This is a genomic window from Allobosea sp. (assembly GCF_035999205.1).
GTDB lineage: Bacteria > Pseudomonadota > Alphaproteobacteria > Rhizobiales > Beijerinckiaceae > Allobosea.
The window spans coordinates 341,305-366,168 of the sequence record NZ_DASYHA010000025.1; the positions used below are offsets into that span (position 1 = coordinate 341,305).

Annotated in this window: 25 protein-coding genes and 2 tRNA genes; 13 read left to right on the forward strand and 14 right to left on the reverse strand. The window is 65.4% G+C overall.

The window, feature by feature from the left end; translation table 11 throughout:
• Nucleotides 1–28 precede the first annotated feature (28 nt).
• On the reverse strand, nt 29–316 hold the full coding sequence (locus tag VGN82_RS17035; protein WP_327528230.1) for an AIR carboxylase family protein: 288 nt from the start codon (nt 314–316) through the stop codon (nt 29–31).
• Nucleotides 317–980: 664 nt separating this feature from the next.
• Between VGN82_RS17035 and VGN82_RS17040 the strand changes: the two genes are divergently transcribed.
• Nucleotides 981–1,310 carry a hypothetical protein gene (locus VGN82_RS17040; RefSeq protein WP_327528231.1) on the forward strand — a complete coding sequence of 110 codons (330 nt, stop codon included), beginning with the start codon at nt 981–983 and terminating at the stop codon, nt 1,308–1,310.
• Here VGN82_RS17040 and VGN82_RS17045 read toward each other — a convergent pair whose 3' ends face one another.
• A complete protein-coding gene (locus VGN82_RS17045; protein WP_327528232.1) occupies nt 1,311–2,279 on the reverse strand; it encodes a hypothetical protein in 969 nt (322 codons plus the stop codon). It abuts the gene before it with no gap.
• A gap of 166 nt (nt 2,280–2,445) precedes the next feature.
• Here VGN82_RS17045 and VGN82_RS17050 point away from each other — a divergent pair, with 166 nt between their 5' ends.
• Nucleotides 2,446–5,304 carry a tetratricopeptide repeat protein gene (locus tag VGN82_RS17050; protein WP_327528233.1) on the forward strand — a complete coding sequence of 953 codons (2,859 nt, stop codon included), beginning with the start codon at nt 2,446–2,448 and terminating at the stop codon, nt 5,302–5,304.
• 101 nt (nt 5,305–5,405) lie between these two features.
• On the opposite strand, the gene VGN82_RS17055 is transcribed toward VGN82_RS17050, so the two are convergent.
• The 5 genes from VGN82_RS17055 to VGN82_RS17075 form a co-directional block, all read right to left on the reverse strand.
• Nucleotides 5,406–6,251 (reverse strand): hypothetical protein, encoded by an 846-nt coding sequence (locus VGN82_RS17055; RefSeq protein WP_327528234.1) that lies wholly within the window; start codon nt 6,249–6,251, stop codon nt 5,406–5,408.
• A gap of 251 nt (nt 6,252–6,502) precedes the next feature.
• Nucleotides 6,503–8,077, reverse strand: a complete 1,575-nt coding sequence (locus tag VGN82_RS17060; RefSeq protein ID WP_327528235.1) for a hypothetical protein — start codon at nt 8,075–8,077, stop codon at nt 6,503–6,505.
• Nucleotides 8,078–8,240: 163 nt separating this feature from the next.
• A complete protein-coding gene (locus VGN82_RS17065; protein ID WP_327528236.1) occupies nt 8,241–8,450 on the reverse strand; it encodes a hypothetical protein in 210 nt (69 codons plus the stop codon).
• 12 nt (nt 8,451–8,462) lie between these two features.
• Nucleotides 8,463–9,176, reverse strand: coding sequence for a hypothetical protein (locus VGN82_RS17070; protein WP_327528237.1), 714 nt, complete (start codon nt 9,174–9,176; stop codon nt 8,463–8,465).
• A gap of 7 nt (nt 9,177–9,183) precedes the next feature.
• On the reverse strand, nt 9,184–9,384 hold the full coding sequence (locus tag VGN82_RS17075; RefSeq protein ID WP_327528238.1) for a hypothetical protein: 201 nt from the start codon (nt 9,382–9,384) through the stop codon (nt 9,184–9,186).
• On the opposite strand from VGN82_RS17075, the gene VGN82_RS17080 reads away from it, so the two are divergent.
• The 3 genes from VGN82_RS17080 to VGN82_RS17090 all read left to right on the forward strand — a co-directional run bounded on the left by VGN82_RS17080 (nt 9,383) and on the right by VGN82_RS17090 (nt 11,614).
• Entirely contained in the window at nt 9,383–9,535 is a 153-nt protein-coding gene (locus VGN82_RS17080; protein WP_327528239.1) for a hypothetical protein, read from the forward strand. The two genes, VGN82_RS17075 and VGN82_RS17080, sit on opposite strands and share 2 nt — an antisense overlap.
• Nucleotides 9,536–10,264, forward strand: a complete 729-nt coding sequence (locus VGN82_RS17085; RefSeq protein ID WP_327528240.1) for a helix-turn-helix domain-containing protein — start codon at nt 9,536–9,538, stop codon at nt 10,262–10,264.
• Nucleotides 10,265–10,750: 486 nt separating this feature from the next.
• Entirely contained in the window at nt 10,751–11,614 is an 864-nt protein-coding gene (locus VGN82_RS17090) for a universal stress protein (protein ID WP_327528241.1), read from the forward strand.
• Nucleotides 11,615–11,844: 230 nt separating this feature from the next.
• On the opposite strand, the gene VGN82_RS17095 is transcribed toward VGN82_RS17090, so the two are convergent.
• Genes VGN82_RS17095 through VGN82_RS17110 form a run of 4 tightly spaced genes read right to left on the reverse strand, consistent with a single transcriptional unit; the run spans nt 11,845 to nt 15,296 of the window.
• On the reverse strand, nt 11,845–12,675 hold the full coding sequence (locus VGN82_RS17095; RefSeq protein ID WP_327528242.1) for a shikimate dehydrogenase family protein: 831 nt from the start codon (nt 12,673–12,675) through the stop codon (nt 11,845–11,847).
• Between the two features lie 43 nt (nt 12,676–12,718).
• Nucleotides 12,719–13,783: a LacI family DNA-binding transcriptional regulator gene (locus VGN82_RS17100; RefSeq protein ID WP_327528243.1), complete on the reverse strand. Its 1,065-nt coding sequence runs from the start codon at nt 13,781–13,783 to the stop codon at nt 12,719–12,721.
• Nucleotides 13,784–13,828: 45 nt separating this feature from the next.
• Entirely contained in the window at nt 13,829–14,518 is a 690-nt protein-coding gene (locus VGN82_RS17105; protein ID WP_327528244.1) for a hypothetical protein, read from the reverse strand.
• A 22-nt stretch (nt 14,519–14,540) separates the two neighbouring features.
• Entirely contained in the window at nt 14,541–15,296 is a 756-nt protein-coding gene (locus tag VGN82_RS17110) for a 3-ketoacyl-ACP reductase (protein WP_327528245.1), read from the reverse strand.
• Nucleotides 15,297–15,441: 145 nt separating this feature from the next.
• Here VGN82_RS17110 and VGN82_RS17115 point away from each other — a divergent pair, with 145 nt between their 5' ends.
• A complete protein-coding gene (locus VGN82_RS17115) occupies nt 15,442–17,067 on the forward strand; it encodes an acyl CoA:acetate/3-ketoacid CoA transferase (protein WP_327528246.1) in 1,626 nt (541 codons plus the stop codon).
• A gap of 3 nt (nt 17,068–17,070) precedes the next feature.
• On the opposite strand, the gene VGN82_RS17120 is transcribed toward VGN82_RS17115, so the two are convergent.
• A complete protein-coding gene (locus tag VGN82_RS17120; RefSeq protein WP_327528247.1) occupies nt 17,071–18,006 on the reverse strand; it encodes a ketopantoate reductase family protein in 936 nt (311 codons plus the stop codon).
• A 195-nt stretch (nt 18,007–18,201) separates the two neighbouring features.
• On the opposite strand from VGN82_RS17120, the gene VGN82_RS17125 reads away from it, so the two are divergent.
• The 6 genes from VGN82_RS17125 to VGN82_RS17150 all read left to right on the forward strand — a co-directional run bounded on the left by VGN82_RS17125 (nt 18,202) and on the right by VGN82_RS17150 (nt 23,184).
• A complete protein-coding gene (locus tag VGN82_RS17125; protein ID WP_327528248.1) occupies nt 18,202–19,056 on the forward strand; it encodes an ABC transporter permease in 855 nt (284 codons plus the stop codon).
• Between the two features lie 80 nt (nt 19,057–19,136).
• Complete coding sequence (locus VGN82_RS17130) at nt 19,137–20,135, forward strand: ABC transporter substrate-binding protein (protein ID WP_327528249.1); 999 nt, start codon at nt 19,137–19,139, stop codon at nt 20,133–20,135.
• Nucleotides 20,136–20,179: 44 nt separating this feature from the next.
• A complete protein-coding gene (locus VGN82_RS17135) occupies nt 20,180–20,692 on the forward strand; it encodes a MaoC/PaaZ C-terminal domain-containing protein (RefSeq protein ID WP_327528250.1) in 513 nt (170 codons plus the stop codon).
• Nucleotides 20,693–20,703: 11 nt separating this feature from the next.
• The gene (locus VGN82_RS17140) at nt 20,704–21,528 is read left to right on the forward strand and encodes an ABC transporter ATP-binding protein (protein WP_327528251.1); all 825 of its coding nucleotides are present in this window, start codon (nt 20,704–20,706) and stop codon (nt 21,526–21,528) included.
• A gap of 3 nt (nt 21,529–21,531) precedes the next feature.
• Nucleotides 21,532–22,335: an enoyl-CoA hydratase/isomerase family protein gene (locus VGN82_RS17145; RefSeq protein ID WP_327528252.1), complete on the forward strand. Its 804-nt coding sequence runs from the start codon at nt 21,532–21,534 to the stop codon at nt 22,333–22,335.
• 36 nt (nt 22,336–22,371) lie between these two features.
• Nucleotides 22,372–23,184 carry an IclR family transcriptional regulator gene (locus tag VGN82_RS17150; RefSeq protein WP_327528253.1) on the forward strand — a complete coding sequence of 271 codons (813 nt, stop codon included), beginning with the start codon at nt 22,372–22,374 and terminating at the stop codon, nt 23,182–23,184.
• A 494-nt stretch (nt 23,185–23,678) separates the two neighbouring features.
• Here VGN82_RS17150 and VGN82_RS17155 read toward each other — a convergent pair.
• Nucleotides 23,679–23,769, reverse strand: a tRNA-Ser gene (locus VGN82_RS17155).
• Between the two features lie 202 nt (nt 23,770–23,971).
• Here VGN82_RS17155 and VGN82_RS17160 point away from each other — a divergent pair.
• A tRNA-Phe gene (locus VGN82_RS17160) sits at nt 23,972–24,047 on the forward strand.
• A gap of 366 nt (nt 24,048–24,413) precedes the next feature.
• On the opposite strand, the gene VGN82_RS17165 is transcribed toward VGN82_RS17160, so the two are convergent.
• Nucleotides 24,414–24,560, reverse strand: coding sequence for a hypothetical protein (locus VGN82_RS17165; protein ID WP_327528254.1), 147 nt, complete (start codon nt 24,558–24,560; stop codon nt 24,414–24,416).
• Nucleotides 24,561–24,864 lie beyond the last annotated feature (304 nt).

Consider the following 24,864-nt stretch of genomic DNA (forward strand, 5'->3'; position numbering starts at 1 on the left):
CGTCGAGGCAAGGGCCCTTCGGCCCTGCTCAGCGTGACGCCCGGACCATGCGCAGGGCGGCCTGCGCCGCGCCAAAGCCATTGTCCACGTTGACGCAGATCAGGTCCGGAGCGCAGCTCGCGAGCGCAGAGTGAAGCGCGACCAGCCCTCCCTGCGACACGCCACGACGGACCGAGGTCGGCACCGCGTTGATCGGCGCCGCGATCAGCCCCGCAAGCACGCTGGACAGCGCGCCTTCCATGCCGGCGACAGCGATCACCAGCCGCGACTTGCGGATGTCCTCGATGCGATCGAGCAGGCGCCAGAGCCCGGCCACACCGACATCCGCGACGATCTCGCAACCGACGCCACAGAAGCGAGCGTGCGGGCAGCCTCGCCGACGACCGGCATGTCCGACAGCCCGGCGGCGACGATCATGATGCCGGATGGGCCCCGGGACCGGCGGCGCATCCGAAATAGCGCCGCTTCAGCCCGCCTCATCAGGAGGGACGAACAGCGTCAGCTGACAGACGCGCTCGCCGTCATCTGACGATCATGATGACGCCGGCGCTGGACTTCCCCTCAAAGGTACAGTTGCAAGGCGCGTTTTCCTTCGTCGATCGCGTCGGGCACGACCTCTTGCCGCTCCTGCAGACGAAGGTTTGCGCGACGTCGTCCTCGCCAAACCCCAGTCCGCTTCGCGGCAGCGTGACCGGCTTGGTCCGAACCACCGAGGGGTCGGGCGTCAATGGACTGGTCGCCTGTGCCAGTACAGCGTCAGTGCTTCCGCAAATGAGCCCGAGGCAAAACAGGAAAATAATGCAGGATCGGGAAGACACCGTTACGCCTTGTATGCCAATGGTGTGACCATAAGGAACTTGTCCCGTGATGAGAAGGGCCCGCGGCTTGCAGGCTGACCTGTCGCGGAAGCAGGAAGCCAATGACGGGGCTCAACGATGCGACGGTCGATATTCGCCGGGTTTCTGCTCCTGGCGTGGTGCGTGCAGCCGAGCCTGGCGCAGCAGGGGCAGAAATTCGATCCGAACATGGACTACGACGAGATGCAGCGGCAGTATCTGCCCGGCATGCTCCAGGAACTTCGGACGGACAAGCGCAAACAGAGGGAAGCGTACGACGGCTGCGTGAAACTGTTCCAGCAGACCCTGCCTGTGCAATGTCGCAAGAACCTCCCGCACCTGGACAAGTCACGCTGCACCGAATTGATGGGAACTCGCAGCGAGATCGAGCGGACTTGTCGCGCCATGGCGTCCGGCAAGACCGCTTCCGGATACGTCGATAAGCAGGGCCGCCACCGACATGCTCCTGACTAGTCACCGAAGCAGATCGCATTTGGGAATCGCGCCTCCGCCTACGGCCGCATAGGCAACGCGATGCATGTCAGTTATCCGCTCCATGATGTCGACGCGATCACGATAAGGCTGCAACAGTCGCTGGACATCCGTTTCGCCAGTGAACCGCGCGTCATCGAACAGGAAATAGACAAAGCGGCATTCTTCAGGTGGGTGAGCCCTCGCCTTCGAGAAGGGATCGCTGGTCCTGTACCTCGCCATGAGATCGAAGATTATCGCGGCCGGTATGCGTGATGCCGCGGTGCCGAAAAGGACGGACCCGGTCTTTTCGGCCTCTTCCTCCATATCGCGCAACTTCGCGACGGCGTTCGTCTTGACGGGAACGTGGCGCAGCAGGTGGTGCGCGTATTCATGCCCGAGAATGAGCCCCAGGCCGGGGAGAAGCGTCTGGCGGAAGATCGCGCCCGCCTGCTCCCGGAACCTGCCGTCCTCTCGTAGTCCCGGCACCCCGCAATAATCGGCCGGGCGCACGACCGTGGCCAGGAACGCCTCCGGCTCCTGCCGCGCGCTGGTTTTGTAAAATTCCCCGAGATAAGTCAGATAATTCTTGCAGTTTCCATTATGCCGGCTTGGATAATGCGTCCGGATCGTCGCGTATTCCGAATAGATGTGGACAGCCACCGTTACGCCGACGTTCATCTCGATTGACTTCTTGCCGTCTTGAGCAAGAGCTATTCCACCCGGCCGTACAAAATCCTTGACATCGACTTTCACGGAATCGAACAGGGGCAGCCAAGACGGCATTTGCTGCTCAACCGTGACGCGAAGCACCCGCTTGGCGATGAGGTTGCTGACGACCTCGGTCAGCTTGTGCAAATCGACCGCAGATTGGGACGGCGACCATTCGACGATCTGAGACCAGGCAGCGGTCGGAGCAAGGAAAGCCGCGGCGAGAAGGCCGCATGCCCAGCGTCTCAATGTCGTCGGCAAGTGTTTCGAGCCCCCGGATCGTCCTTCGCCATCGCTGCCGTCATGCCGCGCTGACGACGCAAGGTTAGCGAAATATCGCGGTCTTCCAAGTGGGTAGGGGCGAAGCCGCTGGCGGGCTGACGCTGCGTCGTGCAAGATGCAGCACAACCAGCGAATTCGGATCTCCATGCCACCCGTCCGTGACGGTCACCTACCCGCCGCCAACAAGCAGTTCGTCGATCGCGAGGAGCCGCAGCGGACGTTCGAGAAGGCCGCGTTCTCGATCCCGAACGACCGGGCCATCCTGCGCGTCTTCTACGGTGTCGGCGGGCAGGGCAAGACCGCGCTGTGCCGCGAGCTGGTCCGCAAGACGCGCGCGGCGGACGATCCGGCATATGGCCATCTCCGCACGGCGCATATCGACCTGAGGAACAAGCCGACCGACCCGGATCTCCTGCTCGTCCTGATCCGGAACGAATTTGCGAGGGCCGGCATCGTGATGCCGTGCTTCGACATCGCGCTTGCCATCGTCTGGGAAGGCACACGCGGCGAGCAGCCCTTCCCTGCCCTGGTCAACCCCTGGCTTGGGCGCCTGACCAGCGGCGCCAAATCGGCCGTCGATCGCGGAGCCGACAAGGCCGGCGACTGGCTCGGCGCCACGGGGGCGACCGAACTCGTCGGCGACGTACTCGACCAGATTCCGGGCGTGGGCTTTCTGCTCAAGCGCATCGGCCATTGGGCGATCGACCGCGGCAAGCGCCTGTATCTGGCTCGCACGCGCGACCACCTGCAGCGGCTCCACCGGGACGGCAATCTGCGCCCGGCGCATGAGCTGTCGATGCTGCTGCCTTGGATGCTGGCGCAGGATCTCAACCATCATCTCGTCGAGCACTCACGCGAACGCTTTGTCCTCTTCGTCGACGAGTACGAGCGGGTGTTCGACCAGGGAGGGGCCGGAAGCCGCTGGGTCGACAACCCGTTCGACCGCCACCTGCGGACCTTCATCCAGGAGACGAACGGGCTGCTCGCCGTCCTCTTCTCGCGCGAGCGCCTTCCTTGGGCGGAGGATCCCGACTGGCGCGCCGATCTCGCCGACAACCAGCACCTCCTCGGCGGCCTGTCCGACAAGGACGCCAACGACTTCCTGGCTGCCGTCCCGATCACCGACCCGTTGATCCGGGCGGCCATTCTGGAGGGAGCGAGGGAAACCGCCGCCCCCAAAGCACCGGTCTATCCGCTGATGCTCGACCTCCAGGTCGAACATTGGCGCTCCCTCACCGCGCGCAACGAGGTTTCGCCGGATCGCTTCGATGTGTCCGAAGAGACCTTCGAGGGCCGTTGCCGCGGCATGGTCGGAATCGTGCTCCGCGATTACGATCCCTCACTCCAGGCGACGATCGACCGCCTGTCGGCAGCCCGGCGCTTCGATCGGGCCGCCTTCCGGCACGTCGTTCGCGAGTTCGGCACGGGCCTGCCGCTCGACCGCTTCGAGCGGGTCACCGAACTCTCCTTCGTCACGACGGGCGCAGACGGCTTCTTCAGCTTTCACAACGCCATCGCGACGGCCATCCGGGAGCTTCTGGGCGATGAGCGCCAGACAGAGTCGGCAGCCAGTCTCCTCGCGCATTTCGAGGAGCGCGCCGGCTGCGAAGCAGGATCGACGCCCTCGCCGGAGAATCTCGCGGCGCTCATCGAGGCGGCGCATCTTCATCGCGGGCTCGATGAGCGAGGTCATGTCGCCTGGCTCGAGGACGCGACACGCGCGCTTGGACCGGGCAGCTGGCGCGCCGAGCAGGCGCAGCTATGGCGCGATGGCGTTACCGCCAGCGAGGTCGCCAACGGGCCCGATCATCCGGCGACGGGGCGAGCGCTCGGCCATCTCGGCGTCATCCTGCACAATATGGGCGATCTTGCGGGGGCACGTCCCTTGCTGGAACGAGCCCTTGCTATCTTCGTAGCAACGGCGGGTTCCGAACACCCCGCGACCGCGCTCGCGCTCAACGATCTCGGCAGCCTGATGAAGGATATCGGCGATTACGCCGGTGCCCGCCCGCTGTGCGAACAAGCCCTGGCGATCAACGAGAAGGTGCTCGGGCCCGACGCCCCGATGACCGGCCGGAGTGTCAACGACCTTGGCCTGCTGCTGCATGCCACGGGCGCCTACGGTGAGGCCCTCGTCCTGTTGAGGCGCGCCCTGGCACTGGCCGAGCGAGAGCATGGCCCAGAGAGCGCCGCGACGGGGATCGCCCTGAACAATCTCGGCTTGGTGCTCAGGGACATGAGCGATCTCGCGGAGGCACGGCTCCTTTACGAGCGCGCCCTCCGCATCAGCGAGCGGATCAACGGCACCGACCATCCCTGGACAGCGGTCAGCCTGAACAATCTCGGCGGCGTCTTGCAGGACTTGGGAGACCTGGCCACCGCCTTGCCGCTGATGCAGCGGGCGCTTGCGATCGGGGAGCAGTGCGACGGCGCGGATCACCCGGTGACGGCGACCGCGCTGAACAACCTTGGCCTGCTGCTGCGGGACATGAACGACCACGACGGCGCAAGGCGTCTTTTCGAGCGCGCGCTCGGCATCAGCGAGGCTGTCAACGGCGCAGGGCATCCCGCCACGGGCGCCAGCCTCAACAATCTCGGCCTCGTCCTTTGGGACATCGGCAAGCCCGCCGAGGCCCTGCCGGTCTTCGAGCGTGCGCTCGCCATCAGCGAGGAGACCGAAGGTCCGGAGCACCCCTCGACGGCCGTCAGGCTGAACAATCTGGCCCTGGTCCTGAGGGATCTTGGTGACCCTGCTCGCGCTCAGCCCTTCTGCGAGCGTGCGCTCCGTATCACGGAGGCGGCCAATGGTGCCGAGCACCCCTTCACCGGACGGATGCTGGACAATTTTGGCATCCTCCTCGAGGCGTCAGGCCTCCGGCATCAGGCCGGAGCCGCCTTCGAACGGGCTGCGCGCATCCTGGACGACACCCTGGGGACAGCGCATCACTGGACGATGAGAGCCCAGGACAACCACCGTCGATTGTCCGAGAACAGCACCTCGTAGCGTGGCGCCGGGCTGATCCCGGCCGCCACGAAGACGATGGCTTCCCGCTGGCTCTCCGCAAACGCGCCTTGCGAGACCATCATGACGGCTTGCCGGCCACTCTACAAGCAGCGCGGGCGCGTCAGTTCCCGCTGCCGCCTCGCGACTTTCGACGCGGCGCTTGACTTCGCCTGAACTGCCGCTCGCGAGGTCGGGCAGGCATTCGCCGCGCTGATGATACGCCGGGCAACTGCGATCTCCTCCTGGGCGAAGGGGCAGAAATTCCAAAAGAACTGCGGGGTGCTGCGCATATGGGCCCCGAACGCGCCGGCGAGTTGAAGTTCGCGCTGACGCAGGGGCGCATAGGCGCGGTCAAAGGCAGCCGAGCAGTCCGGCTTCGGTTGAGGAGCCACCCGGGCCGCAGAGGCGCCCGCCCCCAAGGCTACCGCTTCCCTAGGGAGAGCGACATCAGGACAACGCAGATATTCGACGGTCTGCCCGCTGTAAAAGGGGCCCATCCCGTTGATCGCGTCCGCGTTCTCGATCTCGATCCGCAACACCTGATTGCGCGTCGGCAGGCCATGCCCGAGCTTGTCCTCGACCCGGATCGTGAGGTTGTAGACCATCTCGTTCAGGCGCTCGACCTTGACGATCTTCGTGACATCGGTCCCGGTCGGACTGGGTTCGACGATCGCATATCGGGTGAATGTCTGCGCGTATTCGCAACTGTCTGTATGGCGGCGCTGCCGCCAGGTGCCCTCGAATGGCAGCCGGTCGGCTCGGTTCGCCACAGCGGCGAGCGGCACGACATCGGGAGGCGCGGCCGGCAGGCTCGGTACCGCAGGCTGGGCAACGGGCGGCGCAGCGGCCGGAGCACTGGCTGCTGCCGGCGCGGAATCCTTGCGGATGCTGGCGATGCAAGCTTGCTGCTGGCGCGGCCGGAGCGTGGCCTTGGCGGCATCGTCCATGCTCGCCATCGCAAACTCGTTGAGGCCCATGCAGGAGCAGAATACCTCGATTTCGCCGACCCTCAGGTCGCCCGGAGCGGATGCCAGATTCGCCTTGCAATGGGCAGCGCCTTGGGCTGCGCCGCGGCGTAGCACATCCGCAGGATCCGGAGCGGCCGGCGTCTGCGCTCCAGCCGCCGCCGACAGGATCAGCATGGCGCCCGCAAGGATCGTCTTCAGCATAGCTCCTCCGGGAAGGTGTCGCCCACGTCTCAGCAAGGCACGCCTCGACGCATGTTCGCGTTGTTCTGCGCGATCGCCTGGTTCGCCTGCCTGATGATGTCCTTGACGAAGCCGAAGGAGTCGCAGGCGCTGACCGAACGCTTGACCTCGTTTTGGATGGCGTTGAAGGCGCGCAGCGACGAGCAGGCCAGCGGGACCGAGTTCTGTGCCTGGGCACGGCTCATGGTCTGCAAGGCCTGGTTGAGCCTCGGCGCGACGGCATTCGCCGTCCGAGCGACCAGCTGACGGCACTCCGCTTCGCTGTGGATCTTCGCGAGCCCGGTCTTGGGCGGTGCGCCTGCAGTCACCGAGGCCGGCAGGACGACGTTCTCGTCGGCGAAGCCATCGATTCCTGTCGTGTCGAAGTTGCCGACTGGAGCGCCGTTCGCGACCGCGGTGGCGCACTGGCTGCGCAGGCGAGTTCGAGCGGCACCCAGGCCTTCGAGAACGACGTTGCCGGCGATGTGATAGGCCGCCTTGCTGCCCTGCCCTCGTATGAAGCCGAAATCGGTGCTGGGATTGAAGTCGGGGCTCGTCCTGACATCTGCCGGGGTGTGCCGCTCTCCTTCTTCCCAGTCCTGTACCAACGAGGCCCAGGCTTGCTGCGTGGCGACCCCATGCCGATCCAGCTTGGCCTCGGTAGCATTGCCCGCGGACAGGGTCATGGCGATGCCATTTTCGCGGTTCCCGGGTTTGAAGAGAACCCGGAAGCCGATGGTATCCGGGGCCCGGCAGAACATCAGAAAGGCATCAACAGGCAATGGCCGGTCCGCGCCGCCGCCACTGGGCGGGTCCTTGACCGGCGTTGCCCGTACATAGGCGATCGGCGCGCCAGCGCGATTCCTTGTGAGCGTCCAGGCCTCCACCTGCTCGGTCGAAGCGGATGCAGGAGGAGTCGGGACGACGCGCGCAGTCTCCGGGAGCACGGGGGCCGTCGGAGCAGCCTGGGATGGCGCCGGGCCCTTGCGGATCTCGGCGACGCAGGCTTGCTGCTGGCGTGGCCGCAGCATCGCCTTGGTGGCGTCGTCCATGCTCGTCATCGCGAATTCATTGACGCCCATGCAGGAGCAGAAGGCCTCGATCTCGCTAATGGCCAGGTCGCCCGGCGCCGTGGTGATGTTCGCCTTGCAATAGGCCGCCCCCTCCGCGGCACCGCGGCGCAAGGCTTCGGTTTCGGCCAGAGCTGGAGCTCGTGCCTGTGCAGCGGCGGGATTGGACGGCGTCGCCGCCGACGCGATGCCGCACATCTGCTCGATGCGGCCGATTTCACGGTCCGCATTGCGCAACGGGATCGTGTCGTAGCCTGCCTTCAGCCCCGCATCCCGAATCTTCATGACCTTTCCAGCCTTGAGAGCTGCGAAGAATCCGGGCGGAAGGGGGGCGGCCCGATTGGTGAACTGCAGCTGCGGCGAGCCGGGCTTTCGAAACGTCATCGGAAACCGTTGCCCGTCGATGTCCAGGACCACCTGACCTTCAATGTCGGGCCCGGGCGCCGCCGCGTAGAAGTTCATGCTGCCCTTGGCGTCACAGCGCACGAAGGTGCAGACATAATCGTCGCCGGGCATGTCCGCGCAGCTCTGCGCGGCGTTCCTCTTGTCCTCGGCGGCCGGCTCCCAGCCCGCTGCCGATGCTGCAAAGGCCGAGAGGATGAAACCGGCGAATGCCAGCGCCCGGCCGATAGTCCTGCCCAACATACTTCCCCCAGCCACGTCGGCGCGATCGCGCGGTCTAACCCTTCGAATCCTGCTTCTGCTCTTTGATGAACCGGGCAGCGGCGATACCGCCTTTGACGGTCGATTTCGTCAGCGATCCCATCCCCATAAACATCATGCCCAAGCCCGAAATGGCCATTGGGATGCCGACGATGATGCCAATCCCGGTGAAGGAAATGGCCACACTGAACAGAAACAGAAACGTCCCGAGAATCAGCTTGATCATGGTAGCACCGCCTTATTCCGTAGGGGCAACCCAGGTGGCGCGAGCAATGGCCCTGCTCGCGATCGGCGGGCGCCCACGCGTGACGTAGTCGCGAACGGCTTCTTCGAAGTCGCCCTGCGACCGGAAGACGTGAAACTCTCCGGAGTCCACGCTGACCTCCCCGACAAACCTGCCCTGCTCGTCGTAGAAGCAACGGAACCCCTGGAATCGATTGTTTCTGTCCTGTAGGGCCGCCTTCTGCTGCTCCCGGGCAGCTTCGGCCCGGCTGGCGATCTGGTCTGCGATCTGCGCCAGGTAGGCTTTGTCGCCGATCGCGAGGTACTTCTGCGCCAGCTCGTCGACATAACCCTGGCCGAAGGGCGCGAGACGCTGCACCTGGGCGGCAATATCGGGATCGACATCCGCCAGCACCTGCCATCTCTTGCCGTCGCCCTCCTCGGGCCGAGGCGAGCCAGCGGCGGGCGCCGCGCCCCTTGCGATGGATATCAGGCCGAACGCGGCGATGAGCCCGATCCCGACACCAGCGGCAAGGTACAGGCCGAGATGGGTCAGCAGCTCGGACTTGAACGGCGCGTCGCCCGGGTACCGGCTGGTGACGACGGACAGGGGAATCTTCACGCCCATGAAGGTCGGGCGCGCGAGAATGCCCGCGACGAGGCCGAGGGCGGCACCTGCTGCGCCCAGCCCGACATAGCGCTGGCGGTCGAGGATCGTCTGGTCGACCATTGCCGCCTCACGCCCGCGACTGCGAATTGAGGAGCCTGGCAGCGGCCACGCCGCCCTTGACGGTCGATGTCGCCAGGGAGGCGTAACCGGCCATGGACATGCCGAAGCCGGCGATCGCCATGGGCACGCCGAAAATCGCCCCGGCGATGGTGAATGTGAATGCGATCCCCGCGACGAAAAGCAGGGAACCGATGACGAGCTTGATCATGTTTCTCTCCGTGCCGGATGAGCGTGAGCAGCGGCAGGAGAACTTCTCGACCAGATCGCCATCAGATGAAATCGTAAGTAATTTCAGCAAGTTGCAGCAGAATGAAAATTCTGCGATTTCTTGCGATGGGATTGCAGATCGGGAGCTATGAATGGCTGAGAAATGGAAGCCCTCCGAGGAGGTCAGGGGGCGTATCAGCCAGGCCTTGAATGCCCGAGGGCTCAATCGCCAGCGGCTCTACAAGATGGTTCCGGGCGTCTCCCAGTCCACCATCGAGAAGTTCATGGCGGGGACCGGCTCCCAGAAGACCTACATGGCAATCCTGAAGGCATTGAAGATTGACGACCCCGATCTGCTGGCACCAGCCGGATTGGCAAGCCCGGAGAAGGGGCGATACGACCGCGCGCGCGTTTCAGGATATGAAGGCAGCTATACCTGGATCAGGCCGGCCTTCGATAATCCTGCCGAGATCTGCGCGTTCCCCGTGACCATGGCGTGGAGTGACGAGAAGAACTGCCTCGTTCTGCGCTCCGGTACAGAATACGACTACAGCGACGAGGCCATCATTCACATGCCTCAGCACAGGTCGATTCACATCACGAATATCGAGCAGGGGCAGTGCAGCCTGACGATCATCTCCTACGTCAACAGCAAGGGTCATCTGTTCGGCCTGATGCTCTCGCTCGGCTGGGTCGGCCGCGGCGACAACTGGTCGCCGATGTGCGTTCCGGTCGTGTTTACTCAGGACCCATCGCTAGCCATCCCGACATTCGGCCGGTTCGGCCCGGGCCAGGGGCATTACGAGCGCTATGCCGAGCTGTTGAGCAGGGTCAAGACGGACGGGTATGGTGAGATGCTGTCGGCAGCCGGCGCGGCCTAATCCGGGATCGCGACGACGCCGCGTATGGATCGACCGCTGATCCTGCAATCGCAGGGAGCGCCGATGGTCCTGGCAGCGTCGAGTCGGCAGCTGCCACGCCGGGTCCGGCAGATTCGCGAAACCGGTTCGTCATCCTCGTTGAAACCGCGGCCACTCGGAGGCGGGCTGCCGGGCTTCGATCTGACGACGGGCGGGTTACCGAAGGGGGAGCCGATCGCCTGCGAAAGCGAAGGGGCCACGGAGGAGGCCAGCATGCTCAGGCTCACCAAGGCAATCGCGAACAACCGGAGCATCGACAGGCTCAATTCCGACTCAAGCTGTGGATTTTCTTAGCGGGCGGGCACCTGCGCGCAAACAGGAAACTCCATGCCTTGCCCTGACGACGTCGACGGGATGGCGTGACGCCGATTTCGTGGATACCGAGATGATGTGCTTCGTGAACCCTGTGACGCTCTCATCCGTCCTTTTGACCAAGAGGAGATAGCAATGCGCGCGCCCATCGTCCTGGCGACGGATCTGACAGCACGGAGCGACCGCGCCTTTGACAGGGCGGTTGCGCTCGCCAGGCAATGGGGGAGCCGTCTGGTCATCGTTCACGTGCTCGAGAACCTGACAAGCGAGCAGGACGAATCCGCACGCGCTCGCGCCGGCGATGCGCTGAAAGACCTGGTGGACGACCTCGATGTCCCCCATGAAACCATCGTCGAGCTCGGCTCGCTTCCAGAGACGGTATCCGCCATTGCGGATGGCCTGCAAGCTTCCGTCATTGTCGTCGGAGCGGCCCGCTACAACCATGTCACCGACTTTTTTCTCGGCACGGCGATCGACTACCTGGCTCGCTACTCAGCCATTCCGATCCTCATCGTCAAAGAGAGGGTCAAGCAGCCCTATGACGGCATCGTCGTCGGCACGGACTTCTCTGAACGATCAAAGGAGGCCCTGATCGGGGCAGCCGGTCTTTTTCCGGAGTTGCCGATCAAACTGGCGAACGGCTACCCGCAGCCCTTCCCCGGCCGGATCGGCATCGAAGCGGCACGCGCTCACGGCGAAGAGACGGCACGGGAAGAAGCCGAGGCGTTTCTCGACAATCCTGACCTGGCTTCGCTCCGCGATCGCATTGACCTGCGCTTCGCGCAGACATCGGCCTCAGATGCCATCGCACGAATGGCGGCGGGTCTGAAACAGCCACTCGTCGTGCTTGGCGGACGAGGCAGGGGAGCGGTCTTGCATGCGCTGCTTGGAAATCGTGCGTCCGAGTTGACCATCGTCCTGCCTTACGACGTGCTGGTGGTACGACAGAAGCCGCCGCCGGCCGTTCTGCCTGTTGGCATCGTCACTAAACCGACCTGAGATGAACTCGAGAGGCCGTCGATGTCTGGGCAGGGATTGCACCGTCTCGACAGGATGGGCCGCAATTGCCTTCATGTCGGACACTGACGTGCCCGCAGGGTCAGCCTGATCGCACAGGCAGGAGCGCACGGAACTCCAGCGATCGGTCTCGACTCGATGCGCTGTCGGGGATCGAGCCCCTGCCGGGAGGACGGATCGCGGTGGCTGCGCTCGACAGGGCCCAGCCCCAATCAATCGCCCCTTGCCCCTCCCGCAGGATCGAAGCCCAGAAACCGCAGGATCGCCTTCGTCTGGGCCGCGACCATCGCGCTGCCACCGGCATGCGGGCAACCGAGCGCGGCCGCAGCCCTCAGCAGGGAAGTGTCCGGCTTCGTCACGATGTCGACGACAGCCGTGCCTTCCGACAACGCGCGGATGTCTATGGGAAGCCCGTCGCCCGGCGCCATGCCGACCGGCGTCGCATGGACGAGCAGGTCGAGCCCGCCGACCTCGAACGCGCCCGCGGCAGGGGCGAGCGGCCCGAAGGCGGAAACGCGTTCGCAGAGTTGCTCCGCGCGAGCGCCATTGCGGTCCATGACGGACAGGCTCGCCACGCCGGCCTCCGCCAAGGCGAAAGCGATGGCAGCTCCGGCGCCACCCGCTCCGATCAGCCCGACCTTGAGGCCACGGGGCGAGATGCCGAGGCTTTCGACCGCGCCGACCAGCCCTTCGCCATCGAAGATGTCGCCCACCCAGTGCCCTTCGGACGTCCGCTTCGCCGCATTGACCGCGCCGATAGCGCGGGCGCGCGGGCTGACTTCGTCGAGCTGCGCCATCAGCCGCTCCTTGTAGGGCATGGTGACGACAAGCCCGTCGAGATTGGCGAGTGCCATCACACCGCCGATGGCCGCATCGAAGTCGTCCTGCCGCAGATGGAGCGGCACCAGCACCGCGTCATGGCCGGAAGCGGCGAGCAGCGGGTTGAAGTTCTGAGGCGATTTCGCGTGGATCACGGGGTCGCCGAGGAAACCGAGAAGGCGCGTGGCTCCGCTGATCGCGGGGAACGAGGCGTCGGGAAGCATCTTGGCAGCCTTCTCAATGGTGAGCGGGGAAAAGCTGGCGCCGCTATGGAGCGGGAGCCGGGCCGGAAGAGCGCCGGATCACCAGCTCGGCCTCGGCCTCGAGCGGCGCCGAATAGCCCCGTCCTTCCAGCCTCGCGATCAGGACGCGCGCCGCAGTCCGGCCGATGTCGGCGCTCGGTACCCTCACCGTCGTCACCGGAACCGGCAGATGGCTCATGATCTCGATATCGTCGTAACCGACGATCGACAGCTCGTCCGGCAGGCGCACGCCCATGGACAGCGCCTCCAGAACGGCCCCAACCGCGAGATGTGCGTTGCCGCAGACGACCGCTGTCGGCTTCGGATCGGTCTGCATCAGCTTGCGGAACAGGCTGCGCCCTTCGGCGATGGACCACTCGCCCATGGCGAAATGCTGGGGGCGCACCGCAAGGCCGCGCAGGGACAGAGCATCGCGCACGCCATCCAGGCGCGCACTGGCGCGGTCGTTGTTGCGCGTCGACTGCGCAATCACGGCGAACCGGACATGGCCGAGATCAGCCAGATAATCCGTCATCATCATCAGGGCCTTGCGGTTGTCAGGGCCGATGCAGTTGCCGGGAGTCGCGGGGTCGTAGACGAAGGTGTTGACGAAGGGCACCTGCCGGCGCGCCAGCAGCGGCTCCAGTTCCGGGTGGTGAGCCTGTCCGACCAGAATCAGCCCATCGACGCCGCGCTCGACGAATTTGCGGACCTGATGCAGTTCGAGATCGGGCTCATACTCCGAACAGGCGAGCAGCAGCGTATAGCCGGCCTGCGACAGTTCCGACTGGATGGCCTGCGTCGCATGGGCGAAATCGCCGATCGACAGCGCAGGGAAGACCGCGCCGATGGTCTGCGAGCGGCGCGTGCTCAGCGCCCGCGCCGCCCCGTCCGGCACCCAGCCCAGTTCCTTGACCGCGACCGCGATACGCTCACGCAGATCGGCCGAAACGACCTCGGGACTGTTGATGGCCCGCGAGACGGTCGCGGTGGAGACCCCCGCCGCACGCGCGACTTCGCGCAGCCCGACGCTGCGGCGCCCGTCCCCCGTCGCTGGTGCCGCGTCAGCCTCGATTCGCGCGGTTTTCACCCTCGGCATCTCGTTCGACTGCTCCTCATCAACTGCACGCGCGGTTCAGGCGATCTGCTGTTTCGCGAGCCCGTATTGCAGCCGATAGATGCCACAATCGCGCCGCGCATCGTAGCCATTCGCGATGGCTGACAGGGCCTCCGGCGAAGCCGTGCGTTTCAGCGCCTCGTCCAATGCGGCACGCTCCGCCGCCTCGACCAGCAGGATCCAGTCTGCGGTCGCGTCTGGCTGGCTGCGCAGTTCCTTCTCGGCGGTCTGGCCGTTGCTGCCTCCGCCCTGGCCTTCGAGCAGATGGACGCCGACGATGCCAGGTTCAGCAGCAAGCTCGGACAGCGCAGGCCGCATCGCGGCAGAAAAGGCCGCCGGCTCCACCAGCGCGGCGAGTCGCAGAGTAGCGAGATACGCGCCGTCGCCCAGACCCAGGCTGGCCGCCACGCTGCAGACCGTGCGCGAGGTGTCGCAGAAGTGGCGAACGACGCGCTTCGTCCAATCGGACGGCGTATTGAGGCGCGCGACATAATCTGGCGAGACCAGGGTCTCGGGCAGTTCGACCTCGTAGAAATTGAAGTATTTCGGGTGCCCGGCCTCGGCGACATAGCGCCGCCCGCGCAGGAAGCCGGGAACGGCGACCCGCTCGGGGATGTGCTCGCGCATATGCCAGGCGACGAAATCGGCTTCCGCCTCAGCGGCGATGCCGTTCCAGATCGCCAGCACGCCCTTGCCTGCCAGTGCCACGTCGCTCTCTCCCTCTCAGATCCTAGACTCGATGTAGCTGCAGGCCGCCGCCGACATCGATGTGGATGCCGGTCGCATAGGGGATAGCCCCGCTCGCCAATGCGGCCACGGTGCGGCCGATATCCTCCGGCTCTCCCCAGCGCCGCATCGGAATGCCGCCCTCGGCCAGCAGCGCGTCATATTTCGCGGTGGCAGGCTCGGTCATCGCCGTGCGGATCACGCCCGGCCTGACCTCGAAGACGGCAATGCCCTCGGCCGCGAGCCGCGCCGCGAAAAGCTTCGCCATCATCGCGACGCCCGCCTTGCTGATGCAGTAGTCGGCCCTGTTCTCGCCGACGATCTCGGCATTGGCCGAGCCGATGAAGACGATCGAGCCTGGCTGTCCCGGCGACTTGGCAGCCGACTTGGCGATGCGTCGGCGCGCAAAGGCCTGGGTCAGGAAGAAGCCGGCGCGCAGATTGATGGCGAGCGTGCGGTCATAACTCTCCGGTGAGAGATCGAGCAGATCGCCCCGCTGCAACGAGGTGACGCCGGCATTGTTGACGAGGCATTCCGGCTCGCCGAGATCAGCCACAATCCGGTCGAGCAGCTCAGCGTGAGCGCCAATGTCCGAAACGTCGCAGCTGTAGTAGGCGCCCGTGCCGCCGGTTCGGACCTCCGCTTCGGGCTGCGCCTCCAGGCTGACCCGAGCCACCACGAAACCTGCCTTCGCGAGCGCCTCCGCGATCGCCCGGCCGATCCCACGTCCTGCCCCGGTGACGATTGCTACGCGGCTCACCCTTGCCCTCCCCGGCCGGCACGCCTTCCCGACGAACTTGCTCTGCGACTTGACACTCGACACATCCCAATCTTATGCAAGCGGTTACAAATCCGGTCGCAAAAGTCAATCGCAGCGACACGAAACGACATTCGGGAGCGGGACGATGAAGGTGATCAGCGCGAGCGAGGCGGCCTCGCTCATCCACCCCGGCGACAGCATTCTCGTCAGCGGCTCGGGCGGTGGACACTGCGTTCCCGAAGCGATACTTGAGGCGATCGAGGCACGCTTCCTGGAAACCGGCGCTCCGCGCGATCTCTGCCTGATCCATGCCGTCGGCATCGGAGACAGGAAGCTGAAGGGTGCGGCCCGCTTCCGCCATCCCGGCATGCTCCGGCGCAGCATCACCGGCGCTCTGGTCGACTCACCGCCTCTGATCGAACTCGCCCAGAAGGACCTGATCGAGTCCTACACGCTGCCCCAGGGCGTCATCGCGCAACTGACCCGCGAGATCGCGGCCGGACGTCCCGGCCTCATCACCAAGACTGGCCTGCATACCTTCGTCGACCCGCGCCAGCGCGGCGCGCGCCAGAGCTCCAGCGCTCGCGAGGACCTGGTCGAACTGCTAGAAATCGCCGGTGAAGAATGGCTGCGCTTCAAGCCCTACCCGCTCGACGTCGTGCTGCTGCGCGGCACCAGCGCGGACGAGGACGGCAATATCAGCATGGAACAGGAGGCGATTCCGGGCGAAATGCTCTCCTCGGCCCAGGCCGCGCGCCGACTCGGCGCCGCCGTCGTGGTTCAGGTCAAGCGGCTCGCCCGACGCGGGGCGCTGCCCCAGCGCAACATCAGGATTCCCGGCGTGCTGGTGGACTACGTCGTCGTCGACGAGAACCAGCGCCAGACTTATTGGAGCGACTACAACCCGAGCTACTCGGGCGAGATGCGCATCCCGCTCGAAGGCATGCGCAAGCTACCCTTCACCGAGCGGAAGATCGTCGCCCGCCGCGCTGCGATGGAGATTTCGCCCGGAGCGATCTGCAATCTCGGCGCAGGAATCTCGACCGGCGTCTCGGCGATCGCCGCCGAGGAAGGCTTCCTCGATGAGATCGTACTAACCAACGAGCAGGGCTTCCTTGGCGGCGCACCAGTGACGGGGCCGGATTCGGGCGCGGCGCAGAATTATGACGCCATGGTCGACCAGCCCTACCAGTTCGACTTCTATGACGGAGGCGGACTCGACATCGCCTTCCTCTCTTTCGCAGAGGTGGACTCGGAAGGGCACGTCAATGTCAGCCGCTTCGGCGATACGATCGTCGGGATCGGCGGCTTCGTGAACATCAGCCAGAACGCGCGCAAGGTCGTGTTCAGCGGCACCTTCACCGCCGGTGGCCTGCAGATCGCGACCGCCGACGGGAAACTGAGGGTCCTGCAGGAAGGCCGCAGCCGCAAGTTCGTCCAGGACGTTGAGCAGATCTGCTACAATGGCCGCTTCGCCCGCGAGCAGGGGCGCGTAGCTGTCTTCGTCACGGAGCGCGCCGTGTTCCGCGTCGGCGCCGCGGGCCTCGAGCTTTGCGAAATCGCGCCGGGGATCGACATCGAGCGCGATATCGTCGCGCATATGGCGTTCCGGCCGGCGATCGCGGCCGATCTCAAGACGATGGATGCGCGCCTGTTCCAACCCGAGCCTATGGGCCTGAACGGCGACATCCGCGCGCGCGGCTCGCAGGCGCGTCGGCCACGGCGCCAACTCGGAGCCGGGCAGCCGCAGAAGATTGTGGAGCCGGCCTGAGGCCTAGATCTGGCCGGATGCGGCTTCCAGCCCGAGCACCAGAGCGGCGAACGCATCGAGCGTTGGTGTCGGCACCCCCCTCGCCCGCCCGCGCTCGATCACACTGAGATAGATCGCCTCGACCTCGCTGGGACGGCCGGCCTCGATGTCGCGGCGCATGCTCGTCTTGTTGCGAGCGGCTCCGCTCGCCACGATGCCGTCGAAGATCGCATATCGCGTCTCCTGCGGCAGCGAGACGCCGCAGGCCTCCGCCACGGCCGCCGCCTCGTCCATCGCTCGGCGCGCAACCGCCGACAGCTCCGGCTGACCCGCGACGCCGCCGATCGTCAACCCGGTCAGGCCGCTGGTCGCGGACATCGCGACATTGAGCATGAGCTTGCGCCATTTCTCCGCGAGAATCTCTTCGCTGGCGCGGGTTGGAATACCGTGCGCCGTCATCAGGGCGGCTAGATCCTTCACCCGCGTCGAGAGGCCACCGCGCAGTTCGCCCACCACGGTTGGCAGCGATGCATAGTTGCGGACCACGCCCGGCCCTTCCAGCGTCGCCCCGAGCGAGGTCAGACCACCGAGCACCGCTTCGTCGCCCAGCGATTCCGCCATGATTTCCTCATTGCCGAGCCCGTTTTGAAAGCTGACGGCGAGCGAGCCCTTCCGCATCAGCGGCATGACGTTGGCGCTGACGATCCGTGTCGCGTCAGCCTTGCACTGGACCAGCACGATGTCGGCAGGCGGCAGGCCATCGACCGAAGTCGCCGCGCCGATCGGCACATGGCGCTCGCCGCCTTCGCCGACGATCCGCAGGCCGCGCTCGCGTATCGCGGCGACATGTTCCTGACGCCGCGCCAGCAGGGTCACGCGCAAGCCACGCTCCGCGAGCAGGCCGCCGAACAGACAGCCCATCGCGCCCGCGCCGGCGATCACCACATGCGGATCCTTCATCGTCCCCTCCCCTGCGCGAGCCAGCCCAAGCCGCTCTCTTAGGCAATGTAAACGGCTACATTTCGCTTGTCATCGGCCGGAAGCTGGAATAGCGTTCAAGCATCGAAAGCCGAGCGGGCCTTGCCCGCCGCACGCCAAGGAAGAAGCGCGGCCCTCGCGGACACGCGCCGAGCGTCAGGGAAGGAGAGCCAAGAGATGGCTTCGCAAACGACGTCGCGCGCGGCGTCAGACTTCAACGTGCCCGCTTCTCCGGAAGGCCTCGTCCGCCGACGCTCGCCCGGCATGCGCAGGCTCAGGGCGATCGGCTGGAACCTGATCCCGCCGCTGACCTTCGTCGCCATCATCGGGCTGTGGTCGGCGTCGATCCAGATCTTCAAGATCCCCGCCTATCTGCTGCCGGCGCCCGGCGCGGTCTTCCAGCGCCTCATCACCGATGCCGGCATGCTCTGGCTGAACGCCAAGGTCACGCTGACCGAGATCGTGCTCGGCTTCGGGCTGACCGTCCTCGGCGCGATTCCGCTCGGTCTCCTGATCGCACTGTCACCGCTGGCCAAGCAGACGCTCTACCCGCCGATCATGCTGCTGCAGCTGGTGCCGAAGATCGCGGTCGCGCCGCTTTTCCTAGTCTGGCTCGGCTTCGGCATGGAGTCGAAGGTGCTCCTGACGGTACTGATGACCTTCTTCCCACTGCTGCTCGCCAGCATCAGCGGCTTCCAGATCCTCGACCAGCGGCTGCTTTACCTGACGCAGTCGATGGGTGCGAGCACCTGGCACACCTTCTGGTATCTGCGCTTTCCGGCGGCGCTCCCGGTGATCTTCTCGGGCGTCAAGACCTCGGCAACCATCGCCGCCACCGCCGCGATCGTCGCCGAATTCGTCGGCGCCAATCAGGGGCTCGGCTATGTGCTGCTGCGCGGCACCAGCACGCTCGACATCGAGCTCACCTTCGCCGTGCTCGTCGTGCTGACCCTCATCGGCATCGTCATCAACTACGTCGTCGAGTTCAGCGAATGGCTGCTGACGCCCTGGCAGCGCTCGGGAGGCCGCTGACGCGGGGAGCGCCTCTTCGGGTGCGCCTCATCGATCAAGCAACGACAAGAGCAACCACAAGAACAACGGGAGGAATTGTCATGAAGCATTGGATCAACCGGTCGCTCGCCACGGCGACGATCGTCGCCGGGCTCGGCCTAGCAAGCGCCCACGCGCAGACACCGGTAACCTTCCAGCTCAACTGGACGGCGGGCGGTCCGAATGCCGGCTTCGCCTCGGCTGTCGGTGAAGGCTACTACAAGGCCGCGGGTCTCGACGTCACGGTCGTGCAGGGCAACGGCTCGGGCAACACCGCCCAGCTCGTGGCCAGCGGCCGTTCGCAACTGGCCTATGCCGACGCCGTCGCGGTCAGCCAGCTCATTGCCAAGGGCGCACCGATGAAGGTGATCTCGACCATCTACCAGTCGAACCCCAATGCCGTGAACGCCCTGAAGAAGACCGGCATCAAGTCGGTGGCCGATCTCAAGGGCAAGAAGATCGGCGTTCCGGCCGGCGGCTCGCAGGGCCCGATGCTGCCGCTCCTGCTGAAGGCGAACAACCTCAAGGAATCCGACATGACACTGATGAACATGCCAGTGGCGGCCATGGTGCCGTCGCTGCTTCAGGGGCAGGTCGATGCGATTCTCGGCTCGACCGATGCCTACCAGATCCAGCTTGAGATGCAGGGCGCCGAGCTGACCAACTTCCCCTTCGCCGATCACGGCGTGCCGACGGTTGCGACCTCGATCTTCGCCTCCAACGACTTCATCAAGCAGAACCCCGAGGTGGTGAAGAAATTCATTGCCGCGAGCCTCAAGGGCTGGTCCTTCGCGCTCGACAACCCCGCCAAGGCGATCGAGCACACCAAGAAGCTGTTCCCTGACATGAACGAGAAGCTCGCGACCGCCGAGCTCGCCGCCATCACCCCGCTGTTCTGCAGCGGCGGCGCCAAGTTCATCGGCAAGGCCGAGGACGCGCATTGGACGCGGACCCAGGCGCTGCTCTCCGAGGTCAAGCTCCTGCCGGAAGGCCAGGATCCGAAGAGCTACTACACCAACGAATACCTGCCAGCGGATGGCGAGCTGCGCGCCTGCAAGTAAGCGCAGCCCTCAGCCCCACCGGATCGGAATCGGGACGACAGCTCATGAAAGACAAGCCGAGACTTGGTTACCGCTATGAGGATCTCTTCGTCGGGATGCGCTTCCGCAGCCCCGGCAGGACGATCACCGATGCCGATCTGGTGGGCTTCGCCGGACTCACCGGCGACTATTCCGAACTTCATACCAGCGACGTCTACGCGCAGAGCAGCCAGTTCGGCCGCAAGGTCGCGCATGGCATGCTCGGCCTCGCCTACGCCCACGGCCTGATGTGGGCCCGCACCGGCGAATTGCGGGAAACCGCAATCGCCTTCCTCGGGATCGACGGCTGGAAGTTCGCCGGCCCCATCTTCGTCGGCGACACGATCTTCGTCGACTACGAACTGGCAGAGTTGCGCGACAGCCGCTCGCGGCCGAGCCAGGCGATTGCGACCTTCGACGTCAAGGTCGTCAAGCAGGACGGCACGGTGGTGCAGCAGGGTCGCAAGGCGCTGCTCGTCTCGAAGATCCCCCTCGAAGCCGTCGCTGCCTCGACCACGGTCGCGGCAGCGGCAAGCTGACGGAGCAAGCCATGAGCGACAATCAGGCGAAATCCGGAGTGCCGATCGTCATCCGCAATGTCTCGAAGGTGTTCGGCGAAGACCTCGAAAAGCCGTTCCGTGCGTTGAAACCCATCGACGTGACGATTCCCGCTGGGCAGTTCATTTCGGTGGTGGGCGCATCAGGCTGCGGCAAGAGCACGCTGATGTTGATGATCGCGGGGCTGCTCCGGCATTCGACCGGGGAGATCTCGGTCGACGGTCGCCCAGTGACAAGGCCGATAACCGATGTCGGCATCGCCTTTCAGGACCATCTCCTGCTGGATTTCCGGACCGCCTTCGAGAACGTCATGCTCCATGCCGACATTCGGGGGCTGGATCGGGAGGCCCTGGCCCGGCGTGCCAGGGATCTGTTCAAGCAGCTCCGCCTCGAGCATGCGATGGACAAGTATCCGCGCCAGCTCTCCGGCGGCATGCGCCAGCGCGTCTCCCTGATCCGCACGCTGGTGCACGAGCCCTCCGTGATCCTGATGGACGAGCCCTTCGGCGCGCTCGATGCGCTCACCCGGCTTCAGGTGCGCACCGATCTCGAGAATCTGTGGCTGCGCAAGCGGCCGACCGTGGTCTTCATCACCCACAGCGTCGAGGAGGCGGTCGGCCTGTCCGATCGCATTCTGGTGATGAGCCCGAGTCCCGGGGAGGTCATCGACGACATCCAGGTGGATCTGCCGCGGCCGCGCCCGATCGTCCTCGGCGACGCAGCCGAATTCGCTGCTTATGTCGACCGGATCCACCGCCAGTTCGAGCGCATGGGCGTGCTGCACGGCATCGCCCTGCCCCAGCCCGACGCGGCCTGAGCCATGGCGACCGCCACTGCCACGAGGGCCGTCGCGGCGGGCACGGCCAGGCTGAGCGAGCGCGGCCCGATCGCGGAGATCGTGCTGTCGAACGGCCCGCTCAATCTCGTCACGCGCCCGCTGCTGCGCGAGCTCAACCGCATCGTCGCGGATCTGTCGCGCCGGCAGGACCTGCGCTGCGTCATCCTCCACGGCGGCGAGGCGCGCGCCTTCTGTGCCGGCAGCGACATCAAGGAGTTCGGGCCCGTCCGGCACGACGCCAGCGAGCAGAAGATCCTGTTCGAGGACATGGTGCTGCGCAATCTGGCGCGGCTGCCAATGCCGACCATCGCCGCCATTGACGGGCCGGCGCTGGGCGGCGGGCTCGAGATTGCGCTGTGCTGCGACCTGCGCGTCCTGCGCGGCGGAGTCCGCGTCGGACTGCCCGAATGCCATCTCGGCGGCCTCGCCGGCAATGGCGCGATCCGGCTGACGCGGCTCGTCGGGCCGGCGCGCGCCAAGCAGATGCTCTTCACCGGCGTCACGATCCCGAGCGAGCAGGCCCTGGCCTGGGGCGTGGTCAACGAGGTTGTGGAGGCTGGCTCGGCACTGGACGCCGCGCGCGCACTCGCCGAGACGATCGTTCAGCGCGGCCCGATCTCCAATCGCCTGGCGAAGGAGCTGGTCGATCTCGCAGACGATCTGCCGCTCGACGCCGGCCTTCTGCACTCGACCGTCTCACAGCAACGCATCTTCGATTCCGACGATCTGCAGGAGGGCGCCGCCGCCTTCTTCGCAAAGCGGCGGCCCGTCTTCACCGGCCGCTGAAGAGCCTGACCGAGCAGCTCACGAACCGACATCGCCATGGCCCAGATCCCCGCCGAACGCTGCCTCTCCATCGTCCAGCTCCTCGTCGAGGAAGCCGGTGAGATGCAGCTCGGCGAGATCGCGCTCCGGCTCGGTCTGCCAAAAAGCGGCGTCCATCGCCTGCTCGGAGCATTGATCGAGCAAGGCTGGGTCGAGCAGGATCCGCAGACGAGCGCCTATCGGCTGACCATGCGCCTCACCATTTTGGGCCAGCGCCTCTACAACGCGACCGGAATCCCCGACATCTGCCAGCCCGTACTCGACGAGCTGGCCGCGCAGACGCGCGAGTTCGTCCGGCTGGCGGTCATCGATGCCTATGCTCTGGTCTGGGTCGCCGATGCGCAGGGTGCTCGCGGCGGGCTGATGTACCAGCCCCTGCTCACGACCAACACAGTGCCACTGCATGCGACGGCAAGCGGCAAATCCTGGCTCGCGCGCCTGCCGCGGACGCAGGTGCGCGAGATCATCGGGCTCAATGGCGGGTTCGGCGAGCCAGGGCAGTACGGTCCCAACGCAGTACGCTCCTTCGAGCAGCTTTTCATCGAACTGGAGCGAACGGCCGCGCGCGGCTACGGCGTCGCGGTCAGCGAGGCGGAGCCCGGCGTCACGGCGGTCGCCGCTGCGATCTGCTCCGGCGTTGACGGTGCCCCGGTCGGGACGGTGAGCGTTGCAGGTCCGGGCGTGCGCATGAGCGATGCACGCGTCAGTGAACTGGGGGCGCTCGTAATCGACGTCGCACGGCAGCTTTCGGAGCTCTGGCCTCTGCGCAAGAAGCTCAAGCGCCCCGGCCGCGTTTCTGCCGCCGCCTGAGATTGCTCCGGTCGCGTCATGAGGATGCGAACCGTCCAACCGTCTCGATCAGCGCGCTCGCCTCGCCCCTGCACGTTGCGACGAGGGGTGCGCAGGAACCGACGTGCGGCCCCTCAACGCAGAATGTGCACTTCCGGGCGGTGGCCCAATGTCCGGTTGAAGGCACCGCGGCATTGGCGTTGGGGAGCTTCGAGCTTTGAATGAAGCGCCGCGCTTACCTGACGTACTCCGTGCTCAGGCGCGGCGGCAGCAGGCGCTTCCGGCAATCAAGCAGCGGCTGGCTGGCGCACCCGGACGTCTTCGATCAGAATCGTCGCCCGGTCGAACCCAGATGCGAGCGCGGCTCGGGCGTCCGGAGCCGGCCGTTCTATGAGCCCTTTCGCAACGCGAACTAGAGAACCCAGCCAGAAGCCGTCTTCCAGAGGCAGCTCGTGCGTGTCGAATCCTGCGTTGTCGCAGGCTCGACGGGGGATTCTTCTTCAATGCGTTAGGAGTGGCGGAGACGGAGGGATTCGAACCCTCGATACCCTTGTGGGGTATGCTCATTTAGCAAACGAGTGCCTTCAGCCTCTCGGCCACGTCTCCGTTGAGATGCTCTATGCCCGATTGCCGCTTGCTTTGACAAGCCATCAAACCGACAAATCCCGCGGGTTTCCGCAGCCTGCTGCCCGCGGCCATTCGCCTTGTGTGGATCGCTGTCGCAAAGCTGTCAAAGCGACTGGACAGCCCGTTCGTCACCGACTATACCGCGCCAACCAACAGGGACGCGCCGCAACGCTTCCCCGGCGCCCAGATAGCTCAGTTGGTAGAGCATGCGACTGAAAATCGCAGTGTCGCTGGTTCGATTCCAGCTCTGGGCACCATTCTCTCTTCACAAACTTGAATGTAGCTACTTCACCCGAGAAACGAGGTGTTGTTACCGCCGCCTGTTGTGGCCCTATTCCTGCGTACCATGCACCGTTCGCCGGCCCTGCTCGACCTGACCACACTGCCGCGGTCGGCTGCGACAGCGCGTTGGCCGGCCGCAAACTCATCAGCGCCACTGGCGCAGACGGGGTCGTTGCGGACAGCGTTTCGGCCGAATCACAGGCGGGCTACAGTCACTGCCGCGACCGCACGATGGGGCGCTTGGCAAGAATGGCATGCATTTGGTGTGTTCGAAGATCATCGAGTTCAGCGCGTCGCTTCGGGCACATTCCACACCGTTTTCGCGGGCTCGACGCTCGATGTCACTGGATCAACAGCGCGTTGATCGACAGAGCTGGTGTGGGAAGCAGAACCATCGCGATCGATAGGCCCATCAGGAAACGCCAAGTGCGCGATATCTGATGGATGGGACGCACCGGATGCGCCGTTGGGTTCAGCACGAGCTTCACCGATGACGGCGCATCCGCTTTGGTGTAGCAGGCCCCTGCCACCCTTCCGGATTCCTGAGCGGCTTATGAGCGTGTCAATCGATAGAGAATGGCCCTACCTCGCTCACGGACACCCATGTCCGATGAACCATGGCACGACGGCCAGACCCTGACCGATTGCATCCTCTCGGACGATCGAGAGGGCGGATCGCGAGAGCTCTGAAGGATCGAGAGATTGTCGAGTTTCGCGATCTCTGAGCTTGGCCGAGCATACTGCGGCGCCCCTCAAATAGCCTTATTTCAGACGCTCAATGTATACACGGAG